Origin of the sequence: Arthrobacter sp. PL16 (assembly GCF_035985055.1) — a bacterium.
Classification (GTDB): Bacteria; Actinomycetota; Actinomycetes; order Actinomycetales; family Micrococcaceae; genus Arthrobacter_D; species Arthrobacter_D cheniae.
In genome coordinates, this window is the sequence record NZ_JAXCIC010000001.1 from 1 (window position 1) to 12528 (window position 12528).

General features: G+C 64.5%; 13 protein-coding genes and 1 pseudogene. 8 read left to right on the forward strand and 6 right to left on the reverse strand.

The genetic code is table 11. The features are described from left to right. Window positions 1-866: 866 nt before the first annotated feature. Window positions 867-1385, forward strand: coding sequence for a DinB family protein (locus RCH21_RS00005; RefSeq protein WP_442784655.1), 519 nt, complete (start codon window positions 867-869; stop codon window positions 1383-1385). Between the two features lie 255 nt (window positions 1386-1640). On the opposite strand, the pseudogene RCH21_RS00010 reads toward RCH21_RS00005, so the two are convergent. Together RCH21_RS00010 and RCH21_RS00015 are read right to left on the reverse strand one after the other, a co-directional pair. Continuing rightward, window positions 1641-2066, reverse strand: a pseudogene (locus tag RCH21_RS00010) (dihydrofolate reductase family protein). A 444-nt stretch (window positions 2067-2510) separates the two neighbouring features. Next, window positions 2511-2930, reverse strand: a complete 420-nt coding sequence (locus tag RCH21_RS00015) for a MarR family winged helix-turn-helix transcriptional regulator (protein ID WP_326962699.1) — start codon at window positions 2928-2930, stop codon at window positions 2511-2513. 470 nt (window positions 2931-3400) lie between these two features. On the opposite strand from RCH21_RS00015, the gene RCH21_RS00020 reads away from it, so the two are divergent. The 3 genes from RCH21_RS00020 to RCH21_RS00030 all read left to right on the forward strand — a co-directional run bounded on the left by RCH21_RS00020 (window position 3401) and on the right by RCH21_RS00030 (window position 5208). Continuing rightward, window positions 3401-3658: a hypothetical protein gene (locus tag RCH21_RS00020; RefSeq protein ID WP_120149522.1), complete on the forward strand. Its 258-nt coding sequence runs from the start codon at window positions 3401-3403 to the stop codon at window positions 3656-3658. 183 nt (window positions 3659-3841) lie between these two features. After that, a complete protein-coding gene (locus RCH21_RS00025) occupies window positions 3842-4420 on the forward strand; it encodes a winged helix-turn-helix domain-containing protein (protein WP_120149521.1) in 579 nt (192 codons plus the stop codon). Continuing rightward, complete coding sequence (locus tag RCH21_RS00030; RefSeq protein WP_326962700.1) at window positions 4417-5208, forward strand: SRPBCC family protein; 792 nt, start codon at window positions 4417-4419, stop codon at window positions 5206-5208. Before RCH21_RS00025 ends, RCH21_RS00030 begins: the two co-directional genes overlap by 4 nt. A gap of 232 nt (window positions 5209-5440) precedes the next feature. Here the strand turns inward: RCH21_RS00030 and RCH21_RS00035 are convergent, their stop codons facing one another. Together RCH21_RS00035 and RCH21_RS00040 are read right to left on the reverse strand one after the other, a co-directional pair. Continuing rightward, window positions 5441-5833, reverse strand: a complete 393-nt coding sequence (locus tag RCH21_RS00035; RefSeq protein WP_326962701.1) for a hypothetical protein — start codon at window positions 5831-5833, stop codon at window positions 5441-5443. Window positions 5834-6286: 453 nt separating this feature from the next. After that, complete coding sequence (locus RCH21_RS00040) at window positions 6287-6931, reverse strand: TasA family protein (RefSeq protein WP_326962702.1); 645 nt, start codon at window positions 6929-6931, stop codon at window positions 6287-6289. 343 nt (window positions 6932-7274) lie between these two features. Here RCH21_RS00040 and RCH21_RS00045 point away from each other — a divergent pair, with 343 nt between their 5' ends. After that, entirely contained in the window at window positions 7275-8021 is a 747-nt protein-coding gene (locus tag RCH21_RS00045; RefSeq protein ID WP_326962703.1) for a formylglycine-generating enzyme family protein, read from the forward strand. Window positions 8022-8212: 191 nt separating this feature from the next. On the opposite strand, the gene RCH21_RS00050 is transcribed toward RCH21_RS00045, so the two are convergent. Further along, on the reverse strand, window positions 8213-8707 hold the full coding sequence (locus RCH21_RS00050; RefSeq protein WP_326962704.1) for a MarR family winged helix-turn-helix transcriptional regulator: 495 nt from the start codon (window positions 8705-8707) through the stop codon (window positions 8213-8215). 91 nt (window positions 8708-8798) lie between these two features. Here RCH21_RS00050 and RCH21_RS00055 point away from each other — a divergent pair, with 91 nt between their 5' ends. Further along, window positions 8799-9731 carry an NADP-dependent oxidoreductase gene (locus tag RCH21_RS00055; RefSeq protein WP_326962705.1) on the forward strand — a complete coding sequence of 311 codons (933 nt, stop codon included), beginning with the start codon at window positions 8799-8801 and terminating at the stop codon, window positions 9729-9731. 42 nt (window positions 9732-9773) lie between these two features. On the opposite strand, the gene RCH21_RS00060 is transcribed toward RCH21_RS00055, so the two are convergent. Further along, window positions 9774-10289, reverse strand: coding sequence for a hypothetical protein (locus tag RCH21_RS00060; RefSeq protein WP_326962706.1), 516 nt, complete (start codon window positions 10287-10289; stop codon window positions 9774-9776). 294 nt (window positions 10290-10583) lie between these two features. Here RCH21_RS00060 and RCH21_RS00065 point away from each other — a divergent pair, with 294 nt between their 5' ends. Both RCH21_RS00065 and RCH21_RS00070 read left to right on the forward strand, forming a co-directional pair. Continuing rightward, window positions 10584-11819, forward strand: a complete 1236-nt coding sequence (locus RCH21_RS00065; protein WP_326962707.1) for a sensor histidine kinase — start codon at window positions 10584-10586, stop codon at window positions 11817-11819. Next, on the forward strand, window positions 11813-12469 hold the full coding sequence (locus RCH21_RS00070) for a response regulator transcription factor (protein WP_326962708.1): 657 nt from the start codon (window positions 11813-11815) through the stop codon (window positions 12467-12469). Before RCH21_RS00065 ends, RCH21_RS00070 begins: the two co-directional genes overlap by 7 nt. Window positions 12470-12528 lie beyond the last annotated feature (59 nt).

Below are 12528 nucleotides of genomic sequence, written 5' to 3' on the forward strand. Positions count from 1 at the left end.
GAATCCGGAACTCAACGCTGCGTTCCGGTCGGCCCGGAAATGGGATAGGGCTTCCCCTATGTGACCCCAGCCACACCCAATTCACCTATGGTAGGTGTCTCATCTCGTACTGGCGAGTAATCACCTATGGGTTGGTCAGCGCAAGTGCTTTCAAAGTGCTGTTTACTAAGGAGCCTAGATTCTTTTGTTTCCCCTTTTGCTAAGTGGCCTAGTCTTTTGTTCCCTGATTTTGTTGTTTCCCGCCCCTTTACTGACACAGGAGCAATACCTGATGATCAGGGTGTCGCTTTCATCCCTGCTGCGTTTCGGAACCCCAGCTTGAAAGACAGGGCTGCAAGACACAGAAGGGGCAGCAGTGGCGGGAGAGTCAGAGTGCCTCGCCCGGGCGAGTTGGCGGGGGATCAGGACGAGATGGGGTGCGGTCCTTGAGAAGCTGGCCTTGCCGTTTTGGGAACCGGCACGCAACGGCCAGTGAATTATCTGATATGACTGCGACTGTGCCGGCTCGCGTGAATGCAGGTCAGGGGTTGAGCCGAGGCTCTGAACCGGCACGCCAAGCACAGCCCGAGCTGGTTCGATCGGTGTCTGAAGATTGACGACCAGCCAGCTCCGAGCCGGAACGGGCGCGGCGCCCGGGCGAGGCATGAGCAGTTGTGGCAGGAAAGCTGCACCGACCTTGCCGATGACGGTCCATTTGCTCGTGATCGCCATATTGGCAAATGTCTAGCAATTCAGGTCGAAAGCTGACCTCCAAGGCACCTATCGTTCTGTTTATTGGACCCTACGAGAGGCCGGATATTGTGAGCACCACCGGAACCACCAGCACGACGACGAACAGCAGGGAGCGGTCGGACCTGTTGGAGACGTTGGCCAAACATCGGTACTTCTTCCGGTTGACACTTCGTGACTTGACCGACGAGCAGGCCGGGCTGCGCACCACGGCCAGTGCCTTGACTTTGAGTGGGCTCCTCAAGCATGTCGCGGACACTGAGGAGGGCTGGGTGGCATTCATCCTGGGCGGCCCCGACGCGATGAGCGACGGCAAGGAAGGGAACGAGCAGGAGCAGGAAGACCCCTCCGAATCTGCCGGCGGTGGAGGCCCCCAGCGGGGCGGGACGGTGGACCCGCGGTTCGCCGTGCCAACCGGCGTGACGGTGGCGGCGCTGCTGGAACGCTACGAGCACGTGGCGCGCCGCACCGACGAGCTGGCGGGAACTCTCGACCTGGACGCCGACCACCCGCTACCTCAGGCACCATGGTTCGAGTCCGGCGCGCGTTGGTCAGCCCGGCGGGTGTTGCTACACATCATCGCCGAGACCTCCCAGCACGCCGGTCACGCCGACATCATTCGCGAGTCCCTGGACGGCGCGAAGAGCATGGGATGAACGAGCGATCATAGCCCGGCTACAGCCACCTATCCTTCCGAGCAGCGTGGACCTACTGCAGGGTGAACAGCTCCGATGGCCTATGACTCGGCAAGCTCATCGTATGTTGACCAGAAGTCACCCATGAGTGGTGGCTGATCCAGGAGTGCTTCAAGGTAGAGGAGGCGGGTGTGCAGCCAGGAGGATAGGCGGTGACCGCAGTTCCGAGCCCGTCGTGCGTCAGCGTGAGACGGGTCGTATCCCGATGTCGGGCAATCAGCGCCTGGTCTCGTACCTGGTCAGGACCACGCCGTCGGGAAACGTCGGATCTCCACCAGGCTCAGGTTCACCCAGTTGTCCAGGGCGGTGAAGAACGGCGTGCCGCCGCCCACCAGGACCGGGTGGGTGACGATCACCTACTCGTCGATCAGGCCGGCCCGCATGGCCGCCGCGGCGAGTGTGGCACCGCCGATGTCCATCGAGCCGTCGTCGTCGGCCTTGAGCCTGCTGGTCGGCGGTCGACCAGTGCGAGTTCACCGTCTCCCACCGTTTGCGCCCGTACATCGCCAGGCCCGTCGCCCCCACCCGGTCGGACCACCATTGCAACAGCTCGTCGCTCGTTCGGCTCCAGCCGAAGTCATCGCCGGGCGCGGCGATGTAGCCGTACACGCTCAGGTTCATGGCGAAGGTCAGGTTGCGCACGGCGTCAATTGCCCGTAAGTCGGTGAGCGATGGACAGACCTGCACGGCACGCAGAGCTCATCAGTCAGGCCACTCCGAGGCAAGAGATTCCGAAGGGCGATGGACGGCGAGTGGTTCACTCCGACGTCATTGAGACGTCACTCCATGATGAAGTGGCTCGTCTGCGGCAAGTAGCTCGGCTTCCGACGCGAAGCCTTCACCAGCTACCGCCCCGGCACGTGCTACGACCGCTCCTCGCGGGGACAAGGACATTTTTCATGCAACAAGTGCGGCGCACCCGTACTTCGGCGCTCCGCACTTGTTGTAGCTGCACCAGTTAGGGTCTCATACCTGGTGGTGCCGCAGTCCAGTTCAACACAGCGCTGTGGTGGTGACTAGACCCGCCCGGCAACTGGCAGCTTCTCCTGAGGACACGCCCCTCATCGGGGGACATGGAAGTCCTCGTCAGGCTGGAGTAGCTTCAAGCCGCTTGATGACGGCGATCAGTTGGTTTCGAAGGATCTGATCAGACAGCGCAGACGATTCAGCCGGGGGGTTGGTCAATTGATCGATGCGGTGGAGAAGAGTTCGTCCTCTCGCCGTAATGCGGGTTCGTATCGACCGTGAATCCAAGGCGTCACGCGTCCTGGATACCAGTCCCTTGAACTCGAGCCTTTCGAGAACTCGCCCGATGCTCTGAGCCTGGACATGTACCAAAGTGGCAAGCTGCACCTGAGTGATCGGCCCATTGTCCGACAGGACTTCCAACGTCGTCGCGCCTACATGCGTGATGTCCAGGTCCGTCAGACGCTGGTCCTGATGGTGGTCGTTCATTCGGGCAGCAGTACTCAATAAGCGACTGGTCGTCCATTGTGATGTATCCACGTGCACCTACTTTCTCCCCCGTACCCACCGTATCCTCTGCTCAGAAGCAGCGAGGACCCCGTCGCCGAGCAAGGAGGTCCTCCAAAAACCGTGGCGATGGACCGCCATGGCCGGGCGCGGCACACCTGAGCGATACCCACTACTGAAGGCGCGTCTTCTCGTTCAGGCGAGCAGCCAACCTGTGCAGCCCGCCGCGGATGCGGCTTCTCACCATCGGTACGAGAGTGCCCACATGAAGGGCGAGCTCTGCATCCAACCGGAGAGTCTTGGGTCCGCCCTCTCCGAACACGCATCGGAACCCGTCACCTATGCCGGGACGCAGGGATGCAATGGCGTGGTCGATGGGGCCGTTACGGTTGACAGTGGGGAAACGACGAAGGTGCACACGGGCACAGCACGCTGGGCAACAACTCGTCTGTCCGGTGGTTGTGCCCCTCGTGCGCTCCCCACCACAGAAATGAGACCCGATCATGTCCCTTCACGACCCGCATGCGCAAAGCCCTCCTCCCATGCACAACGAGCTCGATTCGCTCGAGGAGGTCAGGGAAACCCTTGCAGCTGACGTAGTCGAGATCCTCTCTGCCGTCGAGGAAGCACCGGGGGAGACCCCGACGATCCTGCCGGCGGAGCAGGTCGATTCCGGGTTGGGTGACAAGCAAGCGCTGCTACGGGCGGCAATCGGCGATCTCGAGGCGTTGGATGAGCGTCTCCATCAGGCACGGCAGTAAGCCTCCACTCGGTCGCCTCGGTCGCCTCGGTCGCCTCGATCGCCTCGGTCACCTCGGGACCGTCGCGGCATCCTTCGGTTCGGTCGACTTGCCACCCGACCTCCAACCAGATGTCCACAAGCGACTATGACATAAGGGAGCCGAGGCCTTGACAACTTTTATTGTCAAGATCACGATGGTGACATGCATGACGTCGAAGTTATCGAAAGCGTGGAGGCAGCTGCCGCCGTGCTGGATCCGGTCCGGGCCAGACTGCTCGGCGAGTTGGCCGTTCCAGACTCCGCCGCCGGGCTCGCCGCCCGAGTCGGCATAACACGCCAGAAGATCAACTACCACTTGAAGGCGCTCGAGACGCACGGCCTGCTCGAGCTGGTCGAGGAGCGCCGTCACGGGGGCATCACCGAACGGGTGCTGCGGGCGACCGCCGCGTCGTACGTCGTGTCCCCGGCGGCTGTAAGTGCGGCCGCGGCTGATCCGGATTCCAACGGCGACCACCTGTCGGCGGGTTATCTCGTGGCGCTGGCCGGCCGGCTGGTTCGCGAGGTCGGCGCCCTGGCACGCAGGGCCGGTGCGTCCGGTAAGGGTCTGCCGACGCTGACCATCGATACGCAGATCGGTTTCCGGTCGGCCGCCGACCGGGCTGCTTTCGCCGACGACCTGACCGCCGCGGTGCTCGACCTGGCCGCTCGCTACCACCATGACGACGGGCGCCCACACCGGCTCGTCGTCGCCGCACACCCCCTTGTTGAGGAGAACCGATGAGTACTATCCCGAACGTCCCGTACCGCCTGGAATTCAGCGTCGAGGTCCCCGGGACCCCGGAACAGGTCTGGCAGGCCATCGCCACCGCCAAGGGCATGAGCGCCTGGTTCCTGCCGACCGAGATGGAGGAGCGCGAGGGTGGCTCCCTGCACTTCACCATGGGTCCTGAGATGGGTTCGGACGGGCAGGTCACCGGCTGGGATCCGCCGCGCCGTCTCGTCTACGAGGAGGACTGGGCCGCTCTCATGGGCAAGGACCCGGAAGCGCTCAGCCCCCTCACGTCGGAGTTCCTCGTCGAGGCGCAATCCGGGGGCACCTGCGTCGTGCGCGTTACCAGCAGTGGCTTTGGAACCGGTGCCGCCTGGGAGTCGGAGTTCTGGGAGGACATGGGTCCCAACTGGATACCGTTCTTCGACAACCTGCGCCTTTACCTCTCGCACTTCCCCGGGCAGGAGGCCACACTGCTCGAGGCCACGGCCTCCCACCCCGGCGACGCGCAGGCGATCTGGGTGACCCTGAGCAATGCGCTTGGGCTGGGCGCCGAGGGTGAGACGGTCGAGGTGCGCGGTGCTACCGGCAGGGTCGAGCGTGTTGCCGAGCGGCAGACGCTGGTCCGGCTCACCGCGCCGGTGCCCGGGATGCTGAGCATCTTCGCTTATGCCGAGGGCGACAGCACAGCGACGGCGGGCGTGCGGGCGTACCTGTTCTCCGCCGACGCGGAGGACTACGTGCGGCGCGAAGAACCTGCCTGGCGAACCTGGCTGCAGGGGCTCACCGTCCCGGCATGACCTTTGGCCGCGCAGCCGTAGGGGTGCCGGGGCTGCGAGGCCTCCTGATGGCAGTTCGTCGTCGAGCATTGCGAGCGTGCACCCGGAGAAAGCGCTCGGAGTGCAGGCGTTGACGCTCCGCCCGAGTCCTACGACGCCTCGCCGCGATGATCACGCAACTCGGGCACGCAGGCACAGGCGCCGGGCGTGACCCAACCAGTTCCGATGGCATGAACTTCAGGAACTGCCGGGGTCAGGGGCAGGTGAGGGTCTGGGTGAGGGATGTGTTGCTGACCCATGTCCCGACTCGCGCGGTGAGGTTGAGGGTGAATCTGCCGGATGCGGATGGGGTTGTGGTCTGCCTGATTGTCGCGGTGGTCTGAGTCGCGGTGAGGTTCATCGTCGTGGGCGCGGAGTTCGTGCCGGACTCGCTCAAGGTAAGTGTGTAGGAGGTGGCCTTATCGACGCGGGCGAAGCCTGTGATGGTGATGGTCATCGTGCGTTCATTGGCTCGTTTGGTGCAGTCAACTGAGGTTGACATGGACGCCGACGCGGGAATGTCATAGGTTCCTACCGTCGCCACGGCGTTGGCGGTGTTGATAAAGGAAGCCTGCGCGAGTGCGGGTCCACCGATAAGTGCTGTCACGGATACCAGGATGATGGTGAACCAGCGACGCCCTTCAGACCACGGCGAGCGTGCTCGTCCCCTGGTTCTGTCACTGGTCGAGGCGCCGGACGTGGTCATACCCTCCAGTCTCATGGGTGAGAGCGGCTCGGACGCCGAGCAGGACTCGAAGTTTCCCTCAAGATTCAACATGGGGGACGGCCGGTGGAAGGTGTGCATGAAGGTGGGGCGGGTTGAGGGCACATCCTCCTGCATGTAGTTACGCTCAAGAGTTGCGAGCCACGGCTCCACTGCCTCGTTTGCGTCACCCTGGGTCCGGACCACTGTTGTCCCGCCAGCCCGTCGGCGACCGGCGCATCATCGGTCAGCGCCACCGCCCTCTCCGTCCTTTCGCGTGATGAACCGATCATCGGTGGAGCACCGCAATCTCTCCGGAGGAACACCTGCGGTGGCTTACGCGGTGACTGACAGAAATCAGCGGCTGGTGGCTGCGCGCTGGGTGGCGGTGAATGCGAAGTTCACACTGCTCGTCAAACCCTGGAACGAGTTGTCCGCAGCCGTAGGCAGCGTGGCAGTCACGCGCAGGTAGTCAGCACTCGACGTCGTGATCGATTGCAGGCTCGAAAGAACGATATCCGTGCCGATGATCGCGCGGGACGGCAGGACCGAAGAGACGGAGCCGGAGCAGGTGTAGGTGTAGGCAGGCGCGGTGCCGGTCTCGGTCCAGGGGAGGCTACACGCGTCGACGGCGACCTGAAGGCCGTTCACCGGGTCGCTGGTGAGCTTCGAGGCCGTACCGGTAGCGGTGGTGCTCAGGGTCACGCCACCGAAGTTCTGGTTGCCCGCGTTGGTGAGCGTCGCGGCGCGCTGGATCGTGTCGCCCGGCACAACGCCGGTAGCGGCGATGGTGAGGCGATTCGCGTCCGTGCCCGCAGCACCGAGCCGGACGTCGACCGTGCCGGCGGTGACCGTCTCGCTGGCGGACGTCGTCGAGGTGAAGGAACCGTAAGTGCCAAGGCCCGCCACCGATGCTGCCACGCCGAGCAACGCGACGGACGCGAGGACCTTACCGGACGTGGTCTTCATCGAGAGGCCGGAGGTGCGGGAGATGCGTGCCATGATGAGACCTTTTTCCGTGAGACGTGCCGGTGGTGTTCCCGGTCCCCCAGCGGGTTCCGGTGCTTCTGTATCGATTCTGATCACCAGGACTAAACCGGAGCAGGCTATACCCGCGAAGGAACAGCGAAGGAACACCGAAGACAGGTTCCCGGCTCACCCCGTACTCGCAGACAACCGTCGGTTCAAGCCGCACGCGACCCCGAGCTTCAAAATTGGGCATTCACCCGGTTCACCGCGAATTGATTGCCTGCTCCGTCCCGCAGAAGGATCCCTCATCGAACAGGTTCTGGTGTGGGCTGATCGGTGGCTTGTCGTGCTGTCGTACTCCGTGGAGCATTGCGGAATGACTGCTCCCGATTTTCGTCTGCTGCCGGCGGGGCAAGTGGAGTTGCATGACGCACGGCGCCGACGCCACTGGTCCGTGGAGCTCGAGCCATTCGAGCTGGGTGTCGTTCCGGTCACCAGGGATCAGTACGCGCAGGTAATGGGCCCTGGTGAATCGGCTGTCTTCTCGCCCGTGGTGGACCTGAGTTGGATGGACGCGATCCGGTTCTGCAACACGGGATCGATGATGGATGGGCTCGAACCTGCCTACGTACTGGATGAGGGCAGTGCGACATGGCAGACCGGCGCTTCCGGGTACCGGTTGCCGACGGAAGCCGAGTGGGAATATGCCTGCCGTGCTGGTACCGATGGGCCGCACTACGGGCCACTCGAGCTCATTGCATGGACTGCCGATGATCGGGTGGAAGAACCTCAGACGGTCGGGTTGCGGCAGGCCAACGCTTTCGGGCTGCACGACACTCTCGGGAACGTCTGGGAGTGGTGCTGGGATTTCCTTGACCCAGCGCGGTACGGGAACTACCGGGTCTTCCGCGGAGGTGGTTTCGCCGACAAGCGGTGGAGTGTCCGCGCGTCCACCCGGCGGGGCGGAGCGCCCGGGATGAGCCATTCCGACGTCGGCCTTCGTCTGGCAAAAGGCGCGTTCCGCACACAGCAAGCAGCACAGGGTTGGTCAGCACTGGCAGATACCGAGCGGGGGACCATGGACGGGCCGCTACCGCTGGGCTGGACGCCCCAACAGTCCTAGCCGGAACCAGCGCGCTTGCGGGCGGGTGTTGTGCAGGTAGGCGGGTCGGTCAACGGGTCAGGTGCGGAACTTCTGCTGCCGCGAGCGGAGACCGGAAGCAAGGCACCAGCATCCTCGACATCGGCCGAGGCCGACGGCGGCGACATGCAGGTCTGCTCACCCCGCTCGTTCATTCCCGGCTGCCGCAGGAATCATGTCTTCCGCCGGCGGGCCGCTGAGCGCGGTGGAGCTGCTCGCAGGTGGGCGCTGACCTGGCCGAGGATGCGAGCAAGGTCGCTGGCGTCGTCGTCGCTGAGAGGGGTGAAGAGCAGTTCGCGGACGGCTTCGATATGCCCGGGGAATACCGCCTGGAGTACGTCCCTGCCTGCAGCGGTGATGGCGACGATGGTGCTGCGTTCATCGTCGGGCGAGGGGGAGCGGGTGATCAGACCCCGCTCCTCGAGCGATTGGGCCTGGTAGGTCAGGCCGCTGCGGCTGTAGACCACCCCGTCGGCGAGGTCGGTCATACGCGAGCGGCCGTCGACGGCGTCGCCCAGGCGCGCCAGGAGCTGGAACTGGACGTAACTCAGGGCGCCGACATCTCGAAGCTGTTTCTCGACTGCGGGGCGCAGGAGGCTGCTTACTTCCGTCAGGGCGAAATAGGCGCTCAGTTGTGTCGGCGTCAGGGAAGCAGGCTGTTCAGTCATCGTTCGATCATAGGGGGTTGCTTCGAACTCGAAGTGGTGTACGCTTTTCCTATCTGCTTCGAACTTGAAGCACATGACGAAGGGAAAGACTATGAAGGCAATTCAGTTCCAGGAAATCGGCGGACCTGAGGTCCTCCAGTACGGCGAGATCGAGCAGCCCGCTCCGGCTGCCGGGCAGGTACGACTGCGCATTGAGGCGTCCGCGTTCAACGCGGCCGACAATGGCATGCGAGCCGGATTCCTTCCGATCCCGATCGAGCTGCCACACGTGCCGGGCTACGACGTCTCAGGCACCATCGACGCAGTGGGCGCGGGCGTGGATGGGCTGGCGGTAGGCGCCCCGGTGATCGCCTTCCTGCCGATGGAGCGCGACGGCGGAGCAGCCGAGTACGTCCTAGCACCGGCGGACGCTGTTGTCGCAGCCCCGACGAGTATCCCGCTGGCCGATGCAGCGGCGCTGCCCTCTGTCGCACTGACTGCGTGGCAGGCGCTCTTCGACGAGGGCGAGCTCGAGGCGGGCCAGCGGGTCCTGATCGTCGGCGCCGGCGGCGTCGTAGGTAAATACGCCATCCAACTCGCCAAAAGAGCAGATGTGCACGTCATCGCCACGGCCAGCCCGCGCAGCATCGATGCCGTCCGCGCAGCCGGCGCGGACCAGATCATCGACCACACCGATACGGACCTGCTCGGCGCCCTCGACGGGCAGGTCGACGTGCTGTTGAACCTCGCACCGATCGATCCGGAGCAATTCACCGAGTACGTCGCCGCCGTGCGCGACGGCGGGATCGTCGTGAGTACCACAGCGTTCATGTCCACGCCCGGCGACGACACCAGAGGGGTGCAAACGCGGACGGTGTTCGTCCTGCCCAACCGTGACCGGCTCGCTCAGCTGGTGTCCCTCGTCGACGACGGCGCACTCACCGTCGAGGTGACACGCCGGATCCCGCTCGCGGAATTGCCCGCCCTCCATGCCGAGGCCAGCACCGGTCGCATCTCAGGGAAGGTCATCGTCATCCCAGCCTGAACCAGGACGGGCGACATGGGCTGAGTGGAAGCGCCTCTTCATTTACCTGGGCGAGTGGCTCGACCCGCGGCGTAAGGCGGTTCGACCCCAGCTGTCTCCATGTGCCTTCACATAGTGCTTCCAGACGTAGTCCCAGGGAGTGACAACCAGGATGGCGGAGACGAAGAGAATGCTGAAGAGCATGTCGGAAGTGGCTTTATTCATGTCGTTGGCAATGAGGTGGGGCAGGGCTACGAGGCCCAGCCAGAGCACTTTCCAGATCACCTCGAACAAGAGGATCGGCAGCATCTTGATGGGATATCTGAGGCCCAGGAGTGCCAGGAGTGACATGGCTGTCAGAAGGCAGAGGACTACGCCGTCCATCAGGGGCAACGACGCGGCCTGGAGGAGGAGCGGCCATTTGACGATGACGAGGCCTACTGCCATGAGGAGGTAGCCGCCGCGCATCATGTGCAAGCGGAAGGTAGGCAACTCTGCCTCGGTGGGTCGCTCTTTTCCGGGAAGCGGGGCTCCGGGATGGCGGTCGGTCTGGCGGGGGGTTGCGGCATGCAGTGACATGTTCATGTTCCTTTGGTTGATTCTGTTCGATCGGCCGATGTGGCGCGGGGAGTTGCTGGGTCACCGTCCACGGTTTCGAAACGCCTTTGTGCCGGCTGAGGTAGCCGGCCCTCGACCAGCTGTTGTGTTCATGGCTCAACGGTGGCTGAAGGGGAGGGCACCGCACATCGGCCGGCAGGCTAGGACTCCTCGTCCGAAAGGACGGCTCATGGACCCAGCGGGTACCGCCTTTCGTCGCAGTCGCATCGACGTTGGTCGCTGTTGTTCCCGCCAAGGAGCCTCTAATCTGGGCTCATGTCCGAGTCGCCGCCCCGTTTGTGGGTCGAGCTCGTGCGGCCGGCGTCACTGCTGGCCCCGAGCACGCTGCCCCACTTGGACTCGACCGGCGTACGGACCGGCCGGGACAGGGCCGTCGACGCCGTCGCCTGTTGTGTCGGCGCCGTGCTGGGGGCGCTCTTCTTGAGCCCGGATCTGCGCGACAGCGCCGAGACGTTGTCGGCGATGCAGGTTGCCGTCGACGTTTCCTGTGGAGCGCTGGCCTGCGTCTCATTGTGGTGGCGGCGGCGTTGGGCGCTCGCCGTCGCGCTCATCTGTCTCCTGTTGGGGACGTTCTCGAGTTCTGCAACGCCAGCAGGGCTCCTGGCGTTGTCCTCCCTCGCGGTGCATCGCCCGGTCCGGTCGTCGCTTCTCGTTGTTGTGCTGTGGATCCCGTCCCTTTTGCTCTTCGCCGCCTACAGCCCTACCACCGACCCCCTGACGGTGTTCTTGCAGGTCACTCCACTGGCCCTCGCAGTTACCGCGTGGGGCATGTTCATCCGGGCCCGACGGCAGCTTCTCCTCACCCTGCAGGAGCGTGCCTTGCGGGCGGAAGCCGATCAGCGTCTGCATGAAGACACTGCGCGAATGGCGGAACGCACCCGGATCGCCCGGGAGATGCACGACGTACTCGCCCACCGCATCTCCCTGCTGGCATTGCACGCTGGTGCGCTGGAGGTCCGGCCCGACCTGCCACCGGCGAAGATCCGCGAGACCGCCGAGTTGTTGCGCTCCACCGCCCGCCAGGCGCTCGAGGAGTTACGCGATGTCATCGGACTGCTCCGGGAAGAACCCGGCCAGCAGTCGGGGCCACCCGCTCCACAGCCGACCCTGTCCGACATACGGCGCCTCGTCGAGGAATCCCGCCGAGCCGGCGCGAACATCGACTTCCAGATGCACGTCGAACACCCCGAGATGGTCCCGAGCGGACTGGGACGCGATGCCTTTCGCATCGTGCAGGAGTCACTCACCAACATCGGCAAGCACGCCAATGGCACTGCCACGACGGTGCGGGTCACCGGTGCACCTGGTGCCGGCCTGCACGTGAGCATCCGCAACCGCGAGCCGCTCCACGCCCACGCCGGACCGGCACTGCCAGGTGCGGGTGCCGGTCTGCTCGGGCTTCAGGAACGGGTCGCACTGGCCGGCGGCACCCTCGTGCACGGCCCCGATGGCTCAGGGGACTTCGTGGTGGACGCCGAGCTGCGATGGTGACGGTGAAGGTACTTCTGGTCGACGACGACCCGCTGGTGCGTGCTGGATTGCGGATGATTCTGTCGTCGGCCGAGGATGTTCAGGTCGTAGGTGAAGCGGACGACGGCGTCCGCGCCGCGGCGGCGGTGCGCGAGCACCGACCCGATGTGGTGCTGATGGATATCCGTATGGCCGAGATGGACGGTATTACCGCCACGGCCGAGTTGCGCCGGCTCGACCCACCGCCGCAGGTGATCGTGCTGACCACCTTCCAAGCCGACGAGCAGGTGATGAACGCGCTTCGGGCCGGCGCAAGCGGGTTCCTGGTCAAGGACACCCCGCCCGCCGACATCATCAATGCCGTGCGCCTCGTCGCCTCCGGCGAGGCGATCCTTTCACCGTCCGTCACCCGTACGCTGCTCTCCCACTTCAACGATGCCCAGGCGTCAGAACGCCACCGGATGGCCGCGCATCGGCTTACCCTGCTCACCGAGCGCGAACGTGAGGTTGCCGCCGCGATCGGGGCCGGTGCCTCCAATGCCGAGGTGGCTGCGGCCCTGTTCATGAGCGAGGCGACAGTCAAAGCCCACGTCTCACGCCTGTTCACCAAACTCGACGTCACCAGCCGGGTGCAGATCGCCATCCTCGTGCACGACGCCGCCCAATCGTGATGCTACCGAGTCTTCCGGACCAGGCTGCGTCGACCTCGGTGCTCGTCGATGGCGCAACC

Bases quoted from the DNA above. Each gene is read 5' to 3' on its own strand.
- RCH21_RS00020 (WP_120149522.1), top strand. From the start codon at position 3,401: ATGTCCCTTCACGACCCGCATGCGCAAAGCCCTCCTCCCATGCACAAC.
- RCH21_RS00025 (WP_120149521.1), top strand. From the start codon at position 3,842: ATGCATGACGTCGAAGTTATCGAAAGCGTGGAGGCAGCTGCCGCCGTG.
- RCH21_RS00030 (WP_326962700.1), top strand. From the start codon at position 4,417: ATGAGTACTATCCCGAACGTCCCGTACCGCCTGGAATTCAGCGTCGAG.
- RCH21_RS00040 (WP_326962702.1), bottom strand. From the start codon at position 6,931: ATGGCACGCATCTCCCGCACCTCCGGCCTCTCGATGAAGACCACGTCC.
- RCH21_RS00045 (WP_326962703.1), top strand. From the start codon at position 7,275: ATGACTGCTCCCGATTTTCGTCTGCTGCCGGCGGGGCAAGTGGAGTTG.
- RCH21_RS00050 (WP_326962704.1), bottom strand. From the start codon at position 8,707: ATGACTGAACAGCCTGCTTCCCTGACGCCGACACAACTGAGCGCCTAT.
- RCH21_RS00055 (WP_326962705.1), top strand. From the start codon at position 8,799: ATGAAGGCAATTCAGTTCCAGGAAATCGGCGGACCTGAGGTCCTCCAG.
- RCH21_RS00060 (WP_326962706.1), bottom strand. From the start codon at position 10,289: ATGTCACTGCATGCCGCAACCCCCCGCCAGACCGACCGCCATCCCGGA.
- RCH21_RS00065 (WP_326962707.1), top strand. From the start codon at position 10,584: ATGTCCGAGTCGCCGCCCCGTTTGTGGGTCGAGCTCGTGCGGCCGGCG.
- RCH21_RS00070 (WP_326962708.1), top strand. From the start codon at position 11,813: ATGGTGACGGTGAAGGTACTTCTGGTCGACGACGACCCGCTGGTGCGT.